This is a genomic window from Hyphomicrobium sp. NDB2Meth4 (assembly GCF_900117445.1).
Lineage (GTDB): Bacteria > Pseudomonadota > Alphaproteobacteria > Rhizobiales > Hyphomicrobiaceae > Hyphomicrobium_A.
In genome coordinates this window covers 1-16,146 of sequence record NZ_FPEJ01000015.1, presented here as the reverse complement: position 1 = coordinate 16,146, position 16,146 = coordinate 1, and the positions used below count along the sequence as shown (strand labels likewise).

The 16,146-nt window shown below is 57.5% G+C and carries 13 protein-coding genes and 1 pseudogene; 1 reads left to right on the top strand and 13 read right to left on the bottom strand.

Annotated features, from left to right (window positions below; genetic code table 11):
* Nucleotides 1-325: 325 nt before the first annotated feature.
* Entirely contained in the window at nucleotides 326-871 is a 546-nt protein-coding gene (locus NDB2M4_RS19720) for an alpha/beta hydrolase (RefSeq protein WP_171988155.1), read from the bottom strand.
* Between the two features lie 51 nt (nucleotides 872-922).
* Here NDB2M4_RS19720 and NDB2M4_RS20555 point away from each other — a divergent pair.
* Nucleotides 923-1,045 (top strand): annotated as a pseudogene (locus tag NDB2M4_RS20555) (uroporphyrinogen decarboxylase family protein); the annotation flags it as partial.
* A 104-nt stretch (nucleotides 1,046-1,149) separates the two neighbouring features.
* Here the strand turns inward: NDB2M4_RS20555 and NDB2M4_RS19710 are convergent.
* The 12 genes from NDB2M4_RS19710 to NDB2M4_RS19655 form a co-directional block, all read right to left on the bottom strand.
* Nucleotides 1,150-2,250: an acyltransferase gene (locus tag NDB2M4_RS19710; protein ID WP_171988156.1), complete on the bottom strand. Its 1,101-nt coding sequence runs from the start codon at nucleotides 2,248-2,250 to the stop codon at nucleotides 1,150-1,152.
* Nucleotides 2,251-2,279: 29 nt separating this feature from the next.
* A complete protein-coding gene (gene wecB, locus NDB2M4_RS19705) occupies nucleotides 2,280-3,404 on the bottom strand; it encodes a non-hydrolyzing UDP-N-acetylglucosamine 2-epimerase (protein WP_072378401.1) in 1,125 nt (374 codons plus the stop codon).
* 41 nt (nucleotides 3,405-3,445) lie between these two features.
* Complete coding sequence (locus tag NDB2M4_RS19700; protein WP_072378400.1) at nucleotides 3,446-4,453, bottom strand: polysaccharide biosynthesis protein; 1,008 nt, start codon at nucleotides 4,451-4,453, stop codon at nucleotides 3,446-3,448.
* A 1-nt stretch (nucleotide 4,454) separates the two neighbouring features.
* A complete protein-coding gene (locus tag NDB2M4_RS19695; RefSeq protein ID WP_244536246.1) occupies nucleotides 4,455-5,336 on the bottom strand; it encodes a dTDP-4-dehydrorhamnose reductase family protein in 882 nt (293 codons plus the stop codon).
* The gene (locus NDB2M4_RS19690) at nucleotides 5,333-6,559 is read right to left on the bottom strand and encodes a glycosyltransferase family 4 protein (RefSeq protein WP_072378399.1); all 1,227 of its coding nucleotides are present in this window, start codon (nucleotides 6,557-6,559) and stop codon (nucleotides 5,333-5,335) included. The genes NDB2M4_RS19695 and NDB2M4_RS19690 overlap by 4 nt, the downstream gene beginning before the upstream one ends.
* Before the next feature lie 3 nt (nucleotides 6,560-6,562).
* On the bottom strand, nucleotides 6,563-7,672 hold the full coding sequence (locus tag NDB2M4_RS19685) for a glycosyltransferase (protein WP_139247413.1): 1,110 nt from the start codon (nucleotides 7,670-7,672) through the stop codon (nucleotides 6,563-6,565).
* Nucleotides 7,673-7,690: 18 nt separating this feature from the next.
* Nucleotides 7,691-8,488, bottom strand: a complete 798-nt coding sequence (locus NDB2M4_RS19680; protein WP_072378397.1) for a methyltransferase domain-containing protein — start codon at nucleotides 8,486-8,488, stop codon at nucleotides 7,691-7,693.
* Nucleotides 8,489-8,515: 27 nt separating this feature from the next.
* Nucleotides 8,516-9,895 (bottom strand): ABC transporter ATP-binding protein, encoded by a 1,380-nt coding sequence (locus tag NDB2M4_RS19675; protein WP_072378395.1) that lies wholly within the window; start codon nucleotides 9,893-9,895, stop codon nucleotides 8,516-8,518.
* Nucleotides 9,885-10,643: an ABC transporter permease gene (locus tag NDB2M4_RS19670; protein ID WP_210186574.1), complete on the bottom strand. Its 759-nt coding sequence runs from the start codon at nucleotides 10,641-10,643 to the stop codon at nucleotides 9,885-9,887. The genes NDB2M4_RS19675 and NDB2M4_RS19670 overlap by 11 nt, the downstream gene beginning before the upstream one ends.
* Before the next feature lie 126 nt (nucleotides 10,644-10,769).
* Nucleotides 10,770-12,824 carry a glycosyltransferase family protein gene (locus tag NDB2M4_RS19665; protein ID WP_072378391.1) on the bottom strand — a complete coding sequence of 685 codons (2,055 nt, stop codon included), beginning with the start codon at nucleotides 12,822-12,824 and terminating at the stop codon, nucleotides 10,770-10,772.
* A gap of 30 nt (nucleotides 12,825-12,854) precedes the next feature.
* Nucleotides 12,855-14,090: a glycosyltransferase family 4 protein gene (locus tag NDB2M4_RS19660; protein ID WP_072378405.1), complete on the bottom strand. Its 1,236-nt coding sequence runs from the start codon at nucleotides 14,088-14,090 to the stop codon at nucleotides 12,855-12,857.
* Between the two features lie 300 nt (nucleotides 14,091-14,390).
* Nucleotides 14,391-15,502, bottom strand: a protein-coding gene (locus NDB2M4_RS19655) for an IS3 family transposase (protein WP_139247411.1) whose coding sequence is annotated in 2 segments (ribosomal slippage) — nucleotides 14,391-15,286 and nucleotides 15,286-15,502 — 1,113 coding nt in all. Because the reading frame shifts where the segments join, the coding sequence is not laid out codon by codon here.
* Between the last annotated feature and the right edge of the window lie 644 nt (nucleotides 15,503-16,146).

Here is a 16,146-nt window from a genome sequence, read left to right as displayed (position 1 = left end):
CGTGAAACACGTTCTTAGCGATATCGAGGCCGACCGTGACTGGCTGCACCATCTGACTTCCTCCATCTCTAGCCCGATAACCATACTGGTCGCTCGGGCCGGCTGATGGATGCCGTCCACAGCATCATCAGCGGAAGTCGGCGCACGACTGCGTTGGCTCAAGCGATGAGGGCAACCCCAGGTCTGCTTCGAGAGGTAGACCGGTCGTTGCCTACAACATACAGGCGTCGGGAAAGCGGACGCGCATTCCGCCGCGATACTTTCGCATTACGCTAGCGGGATGTGAGCATTAGGTTTGTCATCCTGCCAGTCAGCTCTAGCAAAGTCACAGCCAGCCCTGCACCTTGACGATCGCCTCGGCGAACTGCTCAGGTTTCTCTTGCGGTAGGTTATGCCCCGCAGCGACGACCCGATGCTCATGCTTCCCCATGAAGAGACCCGCATGATCCTCCGTCCCACCGGGTTTGAGTGGGTCTGTAGCACCGTCGATCGTCACCGCCGGCACAATTATCGCAGGCTTCTGCGCTAGGCGGTCCTCAAGAGGTTGCAGTAGGGGGTCGCCGGCCTCGAGGCCGAAGACGTGGCGGTAGGCGTGGACCACGACGTCAACAAAGTCAGGATTGTCGAAGGACACTGCCGATCGTTCGAACGTCGCCTCATCGAAGTCCCAGGCGGGTGACCACTCGCTCCACAGCAACCGGCACAGTTCGCGCCGATGTTCAGCCAGGCATTCGCGTCCACGTCCGGTCTGAAAGAGATGCTGGTACCAGAAGACGCGCTCAAGCGATGGCGAAACCGGATGCCGGTGCGCGCTCACGTCGATGATGTCGTAGCCGGCGTAGGAGACGAGCCGCCGATTCGTTCCGGCCATAACGCCGCCGCCACGCACGATGCATTACCTCCCCAATCGAAGCCAGCGAGGATCGGGGAGTTCAGGCCCAGTACCTCGGTGCTCGAAGGCGAGGCCGTATGGCCCCCGCCCGTGTGGCTCATGCGGCAGGCCGGGCGCTACCTGCCGGAGTACCGCGAAGTACGCGCATCGGCATGAAGGCGGTCTCAGGAACCCACCAGTTCCTCCGGTGTCCGGTTGGCGAGCGCCGAATGCGGGCGAACGCGTTCTCAAGCATGCCGCATCGATATATTCTGTGGTCAAGGTGCAAGCCAACGAGTGAAAGGAGTGAGGCGCAAAAGCCATGTCGCAACGAAGCATGTTGCAAGGGTACTGATGGCAGTCATGCTGATTCCAAACATTGCGTCCACAGCCGACGTGGCGGGGCGACCGAGGATGTTGTAAGAAACGAACTCGAGAAAAAGCACGTGCACAAGGTAAATGCCGAAGCTGCAAGCAGATATGCCTGCGAAGAAGCGCATCAACGTCGGACTGCTCAGTTCCAATTTGTTGGCGGCATAAAGCAGAACCAGAAAAGCCGACACTGACATTATAACAACATTCGGCGTGGCGTACACGTGGAATATCTCGATATAGGTGCCAGCCCCCTTACTGTATAGGCCGGTCATCCAAGTGGTGACGACGACCATAAATACGTAGGCGGCGAACGCAATTGCTGCCAGCGAGGGCGAGGGCGAGGGCGAGTAGCGGCGAACGAGATGGCCGGCGACGAGATAGCCGGCGCTGGCGAAGTTTAGATAGGTTGCGAGGGGAAAGCCCCAACCGGTCAGGGCGGACAGAAAACGGCCGGTCAACAGAACAAGCCAGAGGCCGAAGAAATAGATGGCCGGGCGGTCCGTATCCTTAAAAAGGCGCCGAAGAAGCGGTAGCAGTAAGTAGATCGCCGCAAGTCCGTAGAGGAACCAGAGATGGTATACCAGTGCGCCTTGGGTCATGTCGCGCAGCGCAAAAAAAACGTCGTTCAACGTCGGCCAACGGCCGTTCACATAGGCAATCTCCAGCCGATAGATAACCCCCCAAGTGATCAGCGGCACGAGCAGCTTTGGGAGTCTTTTGCGTACATCGCGGAAGGGTTCGGTATCGTTGGTCGGTGTCGGCGCTAGAAGCAGGTAGCCGCTCACCATGAAGAACAGCGGCACGCAAATGCGTGCAGCCGAGTCAATGAGATTATGCATGTTCCAGACGACTTCAGGAGTTGAGGTGATCTGGTACATAACCGGCGAGGCGGAATGCAGCATGACGACGAGAAAGATGGCGAACGCTCGAACGACATCGAGCGAAGCCATTCGAGTCCGTGCGACGGCGCCGCGTTCCACCCCCGAACTCTCAACGGTGGCCATTTTACTCTGCAGCGCCATTGGCGGGAGGCCTAGTCCTTGTGCCAGACTGTCCGGTTGACGTAATCGACGTAGCTGAGGACTACGCGCAGCACCTGTTTGGAAACTGATCCAGCCTCATAATCACTCACGACGCGAACCTTTTCGGCCAAAGCATGCTGGTTAGTAACCACTTCCACCGCTTCCAGAACCCGCTCGCTGCGCAGCCCGCTCATAACCAGCGTTCCGACATCCATGCCCTCGGGACGTTCGTGGGCATTGCGAAGCGTGATAGCGGGAAGGTTCAGCAGCGATGCCTCCTCAGTGATGGTACCGCTGTCGGAGAGTACGCAAAAGGCCGACATCTGCAGGTGAACATAGTCTATGAAACCGAAAGGTTTCTGGAACTGCAGCAGTGGATGGTCGATTGGTTCGCCCAGTGCATCGAGCCGCTTGCGGGTACGTGGATGCGTCGAGATTAGGACGGGAAAGCCGTAACGTTCGGCAAGGTCACGCAGCGTCTGCAACAGGTCACGCAGATTGTCAGGCGTATCGACGTTTTCCTCGCGGTGGATGCTTACTATGAAAAACTTGCCCTTCTCTAATCCCATGCGCGACAGGACGTCTGATGCAGCGATCTTCGGTCGATAAAAATCAAGCACTTCCTGCATGTGAGAACCGCTTTTGATGATCGTTTCCGGGCGGATGCCCTCAGCGATCAGATAGCGCCGCGCATGTTCGGTCAGCACCAAATTGATGTCGCTCAGATGGTCAATAACCTTCCGGTTCAGTTCTTCCGGAACGCGCTGGTCAAAGCAGCGATTGCCCGCCTCCATGTGGAAGACGGGAATTTTGCGGCGCTTGGCGGGAATGACGGCGAGACAAGTGTTAGTATCGCCATAAAGCAATAGCGCATCGGGTTTTTCGTTCTCGAATACCTCGTCGGACGCGGCGATTACCTCGGAAATGGTACGAGCTGCCGTTTCACCGGCAGCACCGAGGAAATAGTCCGGCTTGCGTATCTCAAGGTCGTCAAAGAAAACCTGATTTAGTTCGTAGTCGTAATTCTGACCGGAATGCACGAGGACGTGATCTACATGCTTGTCGAATTCAGCGATGACTCTGCTCATCTTGATGAGTTCCGGTCGCGTACCCACCAAGGTCATGACTTTCAGCATTGTGATCTTATCTCTTTGGAGTGTCGGCCGCCGAGCACATGTCAAGCACGGAGCTCGTCCTGGATGTAGTCGAGCGAAAGCAGGAGCTTCTTGACACCGTCGACGTCGAGCCGATCCGTGTTGTGAGAAGTATAGTCGTCGATATCGGAGATCTTCGGCTCGCCCTCGACGAAATACTTGTTGTAGTTGAGGTCGCGATTGTCTGCCGGGATGCGGTAGTAGCGACCGAGATCGTCCGCTTTGGCCATCTCCTCACGTGCGACCAGCGTCTCGTAGAGTTTCTCGCCATGGCGAGTGCCGATGATCTTGATCGGGTTGCTGGCATTGAAGAGGTCTTTTAGTGCCAAGGCCAGATCCTCGAGCGTGGAGGCTGGCGCCTTCTGCACGAAAAGGTCGCCCTGCGAACCATGCTCATAGGCGTGTATGACCAAATCCACCGAATCCTCCAGAGACATCAAGAACCGCGTCATGTGCGGATCGGTGACAGTCAATGGTAGGCCAGCCTTGATCTGGCTGATGAAGAGAGGGATCACCGAACCGCGGGACGCTATGACGTTCCCATAGCGGGTGGCGCAGAGGGTTGTGACGCCATTCAGCATGCGAGACTTGGCGACCAGAACCTTTTCCGCCAGGGCCTTGGATATACCCATGGCGTTAATCGGATAGACTGCCTTATCGGTGCTGAGGAAAACTACGCGCTTGACCAATTTTTCGGCGGCAGCGGAAATGACATTTTCCGTGCCGAGCACATTGGTGCGCATCGCTTCGATTGGGTAAAACTCGCAGGAAGGAACTTGCTTCAGCGCCGCGGCATGGAAGATGTAGTCGACGCCGGTCATGGCGTCGCGCACACTGTCGTAGTTCCGTACGTCGCCTATGAAAAACTTGAGTTTCTCGTTATTTAAGGCGATGCGCATGTCCTCCTGCTTCTTCTCGTCGCGGCTGAAGACCCGAATTTCTCGCACGCCTGTGTCCAGGAAACGCTGAAGCACGGCGTTGCCAAAGGAGCCCGTACCGCCAGTAATCAGCAGCGTCTTGCCGTCAAACATATTAGTTGTCTCCGCGAGAATCGGCGTTATGCATCCGCCTGATTAGTTCCGGCCATTCGGGGGCAACATAACCGGTTGCCGTACTGAATTTGGTCGAGTTCAAAGATCGGTCGATCACGACCTGGTCATCGGGAACGATCTGTATATCCTTGCCGTACTCGGCGGCGATCAGCTGCAGAAGATCGTATTTAGAGATTGGCCGTGCCGATACATGATAGAGCCCCTTCAAGTCTTTCCTCGGAATCACCACGTCGCGGATGACCGCCGCAAGCTCGCATGTCGGCAGTCCAGAGAAGATTGCCTTCTCATAGCCCAGGGTCTGGACTTTCTGTGATAGGAACCAGTCCACCAGCGAGTGAGACGAGCATAGCTCGCGGCCGATGATCGAGGTTCGCAGCGTGACGGCCATGGGATAGTCGACTATTTCGCCGAGATATTTGGACACGCCGTAGAGGTCCGTGGCATCGGCTGCGCTTTCTTCCGTGTAGTTTCCGGTCTTGCCGGAAAATACGCAATCGGTGCTGAGGTGGATGAGGCGAATGCCGGCAAGGTTTGCAAGGCGGGCCAATTTGTGCGGGAAGAGTGCGTTGAGCGGCAGCGCGACCAGTGGGTCTTTCGATGCGGACAATTGCTTGATGAGACCCACGCAGTTGATGATCACGTCAGGCTTGAAGCTACCGAGCACCTCGATGAGGCTGTCGCTGTCCAGGACGTCAATATTGGTCAGCAGCGATTGCTGTTGCTCGTCGGAAAAATGCTTCAGTGAGGTGGCGCTACGAATTGTCGCCAACACCTCATGCTGCGGCCACCCGTGGAAGGCGCGAAACACGGTACTGCCCAACATGCCGCTCGCCCCAAGTATCAGCGTCTTGGTCGTCGTCACTTGCGAATTCCCATTCTGGCCTCGATAATTTCCATCAGCCGGCCTGCGGAATGATCCGGGTCGAAATGCGCTTCGAAGTAGCGCCGGCCGGCCGTGCCGATCGCTTCCCGTCTACTGGCTGGCATCGAATACAACGTCAAGATCGACTGTGCCAGCCCTGCTCCGTCCTCCGCCGGCACGACTAACCCTGCACCGGCGCTAGTGATGATGCGCGCGCCCTCGCCATTGAGCGCGCCGATGATCGGTCGGCCTGCCTGCATATAGGCCTGCACCTTGCTCGGGATGACCGCGGCCAGCGACGAATGGTCGTTCAACGTGACCATCAGTGCGGCCGCGCGGCGGAAGATGGCAGGCATCATCGCCCGATCCAGTAACCCAGTCAGCTTGATATTCGTCAGTTCCAGTTCCGCCATGCCCCGTGACAGCGTTGAAGCCTCACTGCCTGTGCCGACCACGATGATGCGGATCTCCGGGTGATCCTTCAGCAGCCGTGCAGCCTCAATGACAGTTGGCAGCGCCTGGGCACGCCCGAGATTGCCGGCAAAGACGATGGGGAAGCAGTTTTCTAAATGCACCAAGACATCTGGTGGCGGCGGGATCTCCTCCTCGGTCAGATCGGGCGCCAGGTTGGGGAAATAGTCGAGCTTGCGTCTGTCCGCATAGGCTGAGACCGGTTCAAAGAAGGCTTCTGACTGCAGCAGGATCGTATCGGCCGCGCGATAGATTAGCCGAACCATCAGCCCGACGGCGTAGAGCACGAGCCGGTTCTTCACGAAACCCGTTGCCGACAGGCTTTCCGGCCAGAGATCCTGGATCCAGAGCACCAGATGCGCCTTCTTCAGCCAGGACACCACGACTGCAGGGATGGCCGCCGTCAAAGGCGAAACGCCGAAGAACAGGATCACATCGAAGTCGCGTCCGCGCAGCAGTCGGGGCAGCCTAAACGTCGCGGACGCCGCGAAGGAGAGGTAGTTCAGGCAGAGCGCCAACGCGTCGCCCTTGCCGCGTGGCCGTATCGGAACGCGGATGACGTCGACTCCGGCACCGAATTGCTCATGCAGCACGCCCTTGGCTGTATAGCCCGGCGCGAAGCTGCCCGTCGGATAGTTCGGTTTCCCGGTCGCGACGGTGACCTGATGACCGGCGCGCGACAAGGCCCGCACCAGATCGTTGATGACGAAGGACTCAGGCCAGAAATACTGCGAGACGACTAGGATCTTCATAATCTAGCCCCGGACCACGTCGATCCAGGGCGGCGTGCTGGTGGATGGTCCGAGAAGAAATGCATATGTCTTGAGATAGACCTCCGCGATGGCATCCCAGCGAAATCGCGCCTGCGCATAGGCAATGGCCTTCCCGCGCACCTCGGTTAGCTGGGCCTCCGTCAGGTCGATCGCTGTTTGCAGGGCGTTGGTCAATTGCCCGATGTCATTGCCAACGATCCAGCCTAGCCCCTCGGAGGGCAGGTCACCCCAAGGGGTAGAAGCCGTTGTGATAACAGGCAATCCGGCCATGAGGGCTTCTGCGACCGTGATGCCGAAATTCTCGCTGTAGCTTGGCAGGACGAAGATCGAAGCGGTTTGATAGGCCGTCCAGCGATTCTGCCCGAATACTGGCGGCAGGATGCGGATATGCTCGCCGAGCCCGTGCTGCCTTATGCGTTCGGCAAGACTCCGGACGTAGGCGTCTTCGCCATGCCCCTGGATATGGAGCGTGTAGCCCTTGCGATTGCCGAGGCGTGCCCACGCGTCGATCAGGTCGGGAACTCCTTTCTTTGGGTCCAATCGGGAGAAGAACAGGACGGTACGCTCCTTCGGCGTTGCATACTGAGACAAGCCCTCGATCGAAACCCCGTTTGCGATGGTGGCTATAGGTCCCGTCAGGCCGAGTTGCCGCAGACTGGCCCGTTCCTGCAAGGAGTTGACGATCAGCAGGTCTGCCCGCTGCATCATGCTTTTCTGGTAAAGGCGCCAGGCGATCTGCTTCTTAATTCTCTTGTGGCGCAAGGCCCATGGCTCCAGCGCCCCGTGCGGGCTGATGACGATCCGCGCCTTCCGTTCTCTTGCCGTGCGGAAGGCACGGTATTCGAAGGCCGTCCAGATGCCATGGATATGGACGACACTGCCGATCGCATTAGTGGGGAGATCGATCAGGCCCGCGCCCCCCATGCCGACGACATGCTGGTTCGCAGCCACTGTTTCCGGCTGGTTGCCACTGACGAAATGCGTGTTGGTGCCGAGTTCGGTCATCACATCGTGCAGCGGGCGTGCGACATTGACGATCCCGCCGCCACGGTGACTTGCGTCACGAACCATGGTGGTGACCGACGTACTCACGAATACCCCCGAAAGCAGCTATGGGCGGACGGTTCTCATGATCGTGCTAACGGCACGGAAAAGGAAAGTGCCACGGATTGCATCGACCTCCGACAACTGATCTTTTAAGCGCTGGTTCTGTTCTTTCAACTCGGACATGCTGACCTGCAGCTTCTGCAAGGCAATCTCTGAAGGTAGTGGACGCCTTATGTCGGAAATAGTCGAAGAGGGGACAAACTGAGACTGCTCAAAATTGCGAATGGCAAAAAATGCGCCATAGGCTTTTTCAAGCGGCTCCCCGCGAAAATTCTTACTGTGGTAAGTCTCGCAGATATGAAATTCCCACCCTGCAGCGAAGTCGTCAGGCAGCCATCCCGACTTGTGTTCTTGCATCACACCACCCGAAAGACCCCAGGCATCTGGCTCGCCAGATTCCATGTGTTGCGGCATGAAACCTAATGGGGTGAAAACTACGGCTTGCCGGGAGGCGACGCGCTCGATCTCAGCGATGACTTTAAGGCCAACGTCTTTTTCTAGATGTTCGATTACGTCGAGCAGAAAGATGCTGTCGACCGAATTATCGTGAAGGGCAGCAAGTGCCTCCAACGCGCCGAGTTTGATAATCAGAACACTTTTGTCGTCGCCATGGCGCTGTCGCAGGATGTTTGAGTATTCATCCCACGGCTCTACCAGTATGTGCAGCTTCGGTCTGAAATAGTTCATGGGCACGACGCCGCAACCCAAGTCCAGAGCGACATCAGTCGCTTCAACGGCAAGATCTGCCGCATCCAAGAAGGACTGCACATCATCATAGAACGACTTTGTTTTTATTGGCATTCTCTGTGCTCTTTGGTGATGGCGCATCTATCGTTGCCGACACGTCGTCGTGATCTCTGATGATACCGGTACTTTAAGCATGACGCCGGTGTTTATGTCTGCGTGCGAATTGAAGATAATGGCTTCATGAAGCCAGTGGTGCTGAACATGCTCAGTTAGCGTCCCGCTTGCGACGGAGAGGACAATTGAATATGTGCCTGGCGCCAACGTAGGCATTGTGAAACGGAAGCACGCTGTTCCATGTGCCCCCATCTCCAGATCAACGGGTTTTGACGCCGCATTTTCAAATGTATTGTCGCCGAATATAAACTGCCCAAGCCGGTCTTTCACTATAAAGCCGGCGATCACCGACCTGATGGCAGTGTTGGCGCGAAAGTTTATTACCAGGCGAGCGAGTTCACCTCCTGAAATGGTATGCAGGACGGGCCCTTTCTCACCGTATAGATTGCAACCTACGATCTCTGCGGCCCTGTCACCAAAACCACGCCCATTTTCGGGCGCGGATATTTGAGCAACATCGATGTCAGGCGCCGCTGCGGTGGCTATCTCTGCAGTTGATTCATTGGCCGCTGATTCTGCTTTCAACGCGGTCGTTGCTTCCGGGTCGACACCAGAATGTTTCTGGTAGATATAGGCGAGATATTCCTCGCAGACCTCTTTCGGCTTGCCCTCCGCACGAACACGGCCATGATGCAGCCAAACGACCCTGTCGCAGAAGCTCATCATCGCCCCGATATCGTGGCTAACGAAGAAGATCGACCCATGCTCTTGGAACTTGCGTAAGAAGCGCATGCACTTCTGCTGGAAGTACGCGTCGCCGACGGCGAGAGCCTCGTCGATCACGAGTATATCCGCGTCGATATTGGCGATCACGCTGAAGGCGAGGCGCACGAACATGCCGCTCGAATAGGTCTTCACCGGCTGGTCGATATGCTCGCCGATCTCGGCGAAATCAATGATTGCCTGGATGCGCTCGTCGATCTCGGCCGTGCTGAGCCCGTAGATCGCGGCGTTGAGGTATACGTTCTCGCGGCCTGTGAAATCCGAATTGAAGCCGGCGCCAAGTTCCAGCAGCGCGGCAACGCGGCCCTCGCTTCTCGCCGCCCCTACTGACGGCGTCAGCGTGCCGCAGATGATCTGCAGAAGCGTCGATTTGCCCGAGCCGTTCTGGCCGATGATACCGAGGGTCTCGCGCGGCTTCAGTTTCACTGTGACGTCCTTCAACGCCCAGAACTCGCGATAGCGCGGCTCGTCCCGCAACATGGCGGGCAACAGCCGACCGAGGACCGGCGCCAGAAGACGCTTGATTTTCGGCACCAGCATCTGCTTCAGCCAATCTTCCGGCCTCCCATAAAGCAGGTAGACCTTGCTGACGTCGTTGGCCTCCATCACCGTTTCAGAGCACATCGGCAAATCCTTTGCGGGTTGCCTGGAACCAGCCGAAACCCAGCAAGAAAACGATGAGTGCCACGAGCGAATAGGCAGCAGTCACCCGCCAGTCGGGAACGATTCCGAGCACGGCGATATCCCGCAGTTGCTCGACGATGACCGTCAGCGGATTGGCGTAAAGAATGGGCCGGTAGGCCGGCGGCACGTTTTCCATCGGGAAGAGTATGGGCGATGCGAACATCGCCACCGTCGAGACGATACCGACCAAATGGGTGAGATCGCGAACGAAGACACCCGTCGCGCTGAGAAAGTAACTGACGCCGAGCACGAGAAGTGCGTAGGGCAGCACGATGGCTGGCAACAGGAATATCGTCGTCGGAACGGCCCCCTGCAGGTAGAAGAGGAGTGCCAAGACGAGCACGATGCCCACCATGAAATTGATTGCAGCACCAAGAAGCGGCACTAGCGGCAACAACTCGAGCGGAAAGACCACCTTCTTTACATAGGAGACATTGGCCGAAACCAGGATCGGCGCGCGGGTGATGAATTCCGCGAAGAAGCCATGCACGATCAGGCCAGTGAAAAGCAGTATTACGAAATTTCCCTGCACGTCTGGACCAGATCCCCACCGCATCTTGAAGACAATGACAAAGACGAAGGAATAGAGAGCGAGCATCAGCAGCGGGTTGATGAAGGCCCAGGTGATGCCAAGTATGCCGCTCTTGTAGCGCGCTGCGAAATCACGCTTCCACAGCTGCAGAAGCAAGCTCCTTTGATGCCATATCCCACCCAATGCGTGCATCGCGCAGAGCCTTCGGTTCATGCGATCAGTACTCAAGGCAATCCATCAACCATTTGTCGGGCTATGCGCCATTCGAAGTTGGGCTTTTCGTTAAGTGTTCGAAGATGCGCTGTCCAGTTGCATGCTGTCGGGAGCTATTGGTGGCACGACCACATCGACACTTTTCTTATCCGAGGCCCAGGCAACGTTGTCGAGGCAATCAATCCTACTCGCCACATAGGCGGTGCGGACTGAGGCTAGATCGGCGACCGCGGTGGCAAGCGCCAACCGGTCGCGATCGTCGCTCACGACCATCCGCCCGTAGCCGTTCTGCAAGACAATACGAAGCAGTTGTCCGACTGCTTCCTTGGATAGAGCATGTTTGACCATCTGCCAGCTATCCGAGTTTTCGATTGGCTGCGCAAAGAAACTAGGGACACTGACATACCCCACCGTCGAGGCCTGTGTGTGGCTCAGTGCAGGAGAGCGGCCGTAAGTGAAAAGGTTTCCATCCTCCGCGCTCGTTAGTACCAGTGGCTTCTCGTGCCGGAATCTATTCAATATTGTGTCTGGCACTCCTGCTGTGGCGAGTTCGACGCTCGACTGTGTTGAAACTGTGTCAAGCATGAACGTGCGGTCGGTGACAATCGCCCGTAGGTACAGATTCTCCTCTGCCAACCTATGGTTGCTGTGTGTCGCCGACTCTCGTTCGGCATAGAGGCTATGGATCTCGTGATAGAGGCTGCGAATCCGCGGAATCTTGAGCGCGAGGTCGCGAGCTATCCGCTTCAGTTGACGCTCCGTGTAGATCAGGCGATCGCGCAGCGCATGGGCGCAGCGCCACGCCGCCCAAGCTAAGGAACGATTCCGTTGCATAGACGAGTGCTGCCACGACGGCGTGACCGCGGTTCCCTCGTCCTTTGTGTGACTATGGATAACCGCGTCCTCGTTGTGGGGAGATACGTCGCCGCCGATGAAGGCATTGAACGACCGCTTCATCGCTTCCAGCGTAAAATCGTCGCGGAACGCTGCCTGCGCATTGGCGGCCAAATCCGCATACGCGACCGGGTCGAGCGTCAGCCGCTCCATTTCGTTGAAGATTGCCGTCGCCACCAACCGTTCGGCAATGAGCCCACAACCTTTTGCCTTGATGTAGCGTGCAGGGGATGAGTAGGCCGGGCCATGGAAGACGATTGGACGCCCGGCGGCAAGGTAGAGCACCAGCTTGCTTGGAAAGCTGAACTGAGACACTTCCTTCATGGAAGGGTCGAAGGGATAAGGACAATAAAGGATATCGCAGAGGGAGAGGATGAACGCAGCATCCGACTGCGACTTCCAACCAAGGAAGGTGACATGCGACTTCTGAGCGCCCGGCGGGCGCTGTGGACCCATTACGACAACGCGTGCCGGTCGGCTGCCAATCGTCCAGTTTGCCTTTTCGAGCGCTTTGACCAGTTCGAGCCATTCCGTAGCTGCATAGAACTGCCCGGCCATGCCGATAAGAATCGGAGTGCCAACGCCCGATTGCACCTCCGGTTTCTGCGCCATGCTTCTAGAATGGCTTGATATGACCGGCTCAGCCGACACATGGAAGCGTTCGCGATAAAGCTCCGCCATCGGTTCCGAAGCGGTAGCGACCGAGGCGCTGTGTCGGATCGCCTCGTCAAACAGCTGTTGCACACGGTGTGTCGTCAAACCATCAAGACAATTGGCCTTCGCCCACCAGCTGAATGGGTCCCAGACCTGGGTATGAAGCGGCACCCCGAGCCCATCGGCCACGGCCCTTGCCATGCGGATCGTCGTCTGCCCCTGCAGCACAGCCCAGACTCGATCAACCTTCTGCTCACGGCCGAAGGCGATGGCCTTCCTCGTGAGCGATCGAACTGTGCTTTTCTCCGTAAACATCTCGCCAGCGAAGCAAATCGCGGAAGAGAGCCTTCGCACCAATCGACGTTGCGGCAACCATGACCAGTTTTCGTTAGGTTTCGCGTGGAAACGCATCGGGATATTGGCGAATTCCGGCGACATATGGATATCAAGCATCGGATTGGCTACCGCGAAGCAGCACACGGAATCCCGAGGAAGGAACCGTACCATGGCGGAGAGCACGAGCCCCGCGGTCAAGTTGTTGCAGGGTGGGATATCCGAAAGCAGTAGGATCTTCATAAGCTCAGCCTCAGGACGAGGTGACATACGCTATACCATGTCTTTCCCGAGAATCCGCCGGTAAAGATCGGCGGTGAGGCGCGCTTGGTCGCGAATATCGTAATAGCGCTCCGCCAGCATACGTGACAGGCGGCCGCGTTCTTCGCAATCCACAGGGTTTCGGAGAAGCCTTTGCATTGCAAGAGATAGCGCCTCGTTGTTGCCGTTCGGCACCGATACGCCAGCGGTTGGCGCGAATGTGATGCCCGGCAGCGAAGTACCATCGAAAGAGAGCACCGGCCGGCCACACGCCATCGCCTCGATTGCCATCAAACCGAAGGCCTCGGCGCGCGAAGGCATGGCGAAGAAATCACAGGCCGCATAAGCGTCGAGCAACAAGTCCTCATCATTTGTCCAGCCAAACTCTATGATTTGATGCCTGCCAATAAAGCGATCGAAATGGCCAGTTTCCTGCAGCGAGATGATGCAAAGTTGGAGATCAGGATCGAGCCGTTCGACGGCGTTGAGGAACTCCGGCAAGCCCTTGAACGGCGTAGATGATGCCCTGAGGAACACCACGGGACGACCAGGAAAAACACCCAGGCGAGCACGAGCTGCCAGCCGGTCACCCGGCTTATATCGCTCCAAATCAACTCCGAACGGGATAACGGTGAAGTTGAAGTTTGCGGCGAGTGGCGAACTTCTCGCCATATCGAGCATCCATTGCGAAGCAACCACGATTTCCGCCTTTGTCTTTTTGTAGACGCGCTTCTTCCAGGCGAATTGTTCCGCTGTACGGTCTTTGAGCATCGCAAAAGGAATACTGAGTTTTGGGCATGCACCGCAGCCAGTCTTCCAGCGGGTGCAATCCAATGGGTAAATGCAATGTCCGGTCGTTGGCCATGGATCGTGCCATGTCCAGACAGTAGGTTTTCGGTGCGTGATATAGGGGAGAGCCGAAAGGCTGAAATAGCCATCGTGGATGATGTGCAAGTGTATGAGGTCCGCTTCGCGAACCTTGCGGTGATACGGTAGCGTCCAAGAATGCATATGCAGGCGCGCATGCAATGAGTGCCTGGCTTCAATCTTCGTCAGAATGCGAGTGAGCAAACGACTGTATGGATAATCAAACGCGCGAGAAACAAAATCGGCATCTGATTGCTTGTTCCAGTACACCAGCTGCGTGGTGTTGACGCCGTTCTTCTCCAGATATGGCTTCAAATCGTATCCGTTGAAGCGCCTGCCGATAAGATCACCAGAATTCATGTGAACAACGTTGGTTGGCATTGTCATTCCAAATTGCGCACGCGTCACGGACATGGTCCGCAGTTTGTAAGTTCGGTATACGCGGCCCTTGCCAGCCGCCCTGTTTAAGAAGAAAAAATTTCGCAGCTGTGACAGTCATTTTTTGATAGACGTGAGCAACCGAAGCGGTCGGGCCACACTCGGAGGTTGCCCTGACGCCCGAAATAGTCTTCCCCTATCTGCCCAAGGGAGTGGCAACACCAAGGTGTCCGAATATTAAGGTTTCTAACTTTCCGACCTCATTTGGCGTCATGAGCTGCCCCCGGTTCCGTGGACACTGAGTTAAGCTAATCGCATCCGTTCCTGGTACGCAATCGGGCTCAGATAGCCGAGCGTCGAGTGCCGACGTCGCGGATTGTAGAACCTCTCGACGTAGTCGAACACATCTGCACGTGCGGCATCCCTCGACCGGTAGACCTTCCCCACCGTCCGCTCGGTCTTGAGTGTCGAGAAGGAGCTCTCCATGGCCGCGTTGTCCCACACGTTTCTAGCGCGCGACAGCGAGCATTGGATGCCGTGCTCGGCCATCAGCCGCTGGCATTGCTCGCTCGTGTACGGGCTGTCGCGATCAGAGTGGTGCAGCAGCTCGCGCGGACGGCCCCGACGCCAGACCGCCATCATCAGCGCATCGGTGACGAGTTCGGCGGTCGTGTTCGCGCTCATCGACCAGCCGACAACCCGGCGCGAGTAAAGATCGAGCACGACCGCCACATAGAGCCAACCTTCCGCCGCCCAGATGTAGGTGAAGTCGGCCACCCATTTCCGGTTCGGCGCATGGGCCTCGAACTGCCGGTCGAGCACGTTTGCGGCCAGCTCGGCCTCCGGCCGCACGCTAGTGTCACTGGGCAAGCGCCGCCGTCTCGCCCGTGCCCGCAGGGCATTGTGCTGCATCAGCCGCTCGACGACGTGAAGCCCGCAGGCGATACCGGCTTCGAGGAGATCGTGCCAGACGAGTCGCGCGCCATAGGTCCGGTCGCTGTCGAGAAAACTCTTCATGATCGCGACCGCGAGCGCTTCGTGCCGCTTGGCGCGGTGGCTCGGAGCTCGCGTCAGCCAGGCGTAGAAACCCGAACGCGAGACACCGAGCGCCTCGCAGATCAACGCCACCGGCCAGATCCCCCGGTGCTTCGCTATGAACATGAACATCACGTCTGGTCCTTGGCGAAGTAGGTCGCGGCTCTTTTTAGAATGTCGGGCTCGGCTTTGCGCTTCTGCACTTCGCGCCGCAACCGTTCGATCTCGGCCTGCTCGGGCTTCATGACCCCATGGCCGGGAAAGGCCTGGCGCGGATCGTCATCGACCTGCTTCATCCACTTGCGCCGTACGTTCTCATGCACGTCGAGATCACGCGACGCCTGCGCCACCGAGACGCCCCGCTCGCGTACCAGCCGCACCGCCTCGACCTTTGGTTAGGTCAACACGTTTCTCCCTAAGTCATTGTTATTCCAGCACCTAACAGACCGTAGGCGCAGCTAAGAGTACCAACGAGTGCCTACGACGTAAACATAGACGTAAACATCCGCACTGCCCTACCCCTCACAGATCAGTGAGGTTCCCAATGACAGCCGAACTTAAACCAGCCACCCCGATCAAGCGCGACGGCTATTGGTATTACGTCCGACGCGTGCCCAAGCGCCTCGCTAACATTTCTTGACGAGCCGTTTCGCTTGTCCGACACCGAACTATCCCTGCGTGCGTCGGCACGAGGGCGAGCGGGCGCGACCGAACCGCTACTTGGGTTGCTGGTCTTCCAGTGCCAGGCGGCGGCATGAAGATCCCAAGATGGTTGCGCCGGCTATGGGACGATTACGGTCCAGCCCGCAGATTACGCGTGATCCAAGGCGACGCTATGCCTACGCCTCTACCACATCGCGATTTGGTTCTCACGCGAGACGACGGAGAGGACTGGAGTGTCAATCGGCGTCGAACTTTGACCCCTTATCGGCGTGCAATGTTGACCCCGTCTGAGTGTGGTGATGGCGCCGGCCAGGACCGGAGCTGCGGAGCGTAGCGAAGCAAGCGGAGGGCGTGGCCGGCG

Bases quoted from the DNA above. Each gene is read 5' to 3' on its own strand.
- NDB2M4_RS19720 (WP_171988155.1), bottom strand. From the start codon at position 871: ATGGCCGGAACGAATCGGCGGCTCGTCTCCTACGCCGGCTACGACATC.
- NDB2M4_RS19710 (WP_171988156.1), bottom strand. From the start codon at position 2,250: ATGGCCACCGTTGAGAGTTCGGGGGTGGAACGCGGCGCCGTCGCACGG.
- wecB (WP_072378401.1), bottom strand. From the start codon at position 3,404: ATGCTGAAAGTCATGACCTTGGTGGGTACGCGACCGGAACTCATCAAG.
- NDB2M4_RS19700 (WP_072378400.1), bottom strand. From the start codon at position 4,453: ATGTTTGACGGCAAGACGCTGCTGATTACTGGCGGTACGGGCTCCTTT.
- NDB2M4_RS19690 (WP_072378399.1), bottom strand. From the start codon at position 6,559: ATGAAGATCCTAGTCGTCTCGCAGTATTTCTGGCCTGAGTCCTTCGTC.
- NDB2M4_RS19680 (WP_072378397.1), bottom strand. From the start codon at position 8,488: ATGCCAATAAAAACAAAGTCGTTCTATGATGATGTGCAGTCCTTCTTG.
- NDB2M4_RS19675 (WP_072378395.1), bottom strand. From the start codon at position 9,895: ATGTGCTCTGAAACGGTGATGGAGGCCAACGACGTCAGCAAGGTCTAC.
- NDB2M4_RS19665 (WP_072378391.1), bottom strand. From the start codon at position 12,824: ATGAAGATCCTACTGCTTTCGGATATCCCACCCTGCAACAACTTGACC.
- NDB2M4_RS19660 (WP_072378405.1), bottom strand. From the start codon at position 14,090: ATGCCAACCAACGTTGTTCACATGAATTCTGGTGATCTTATCGGCAGG.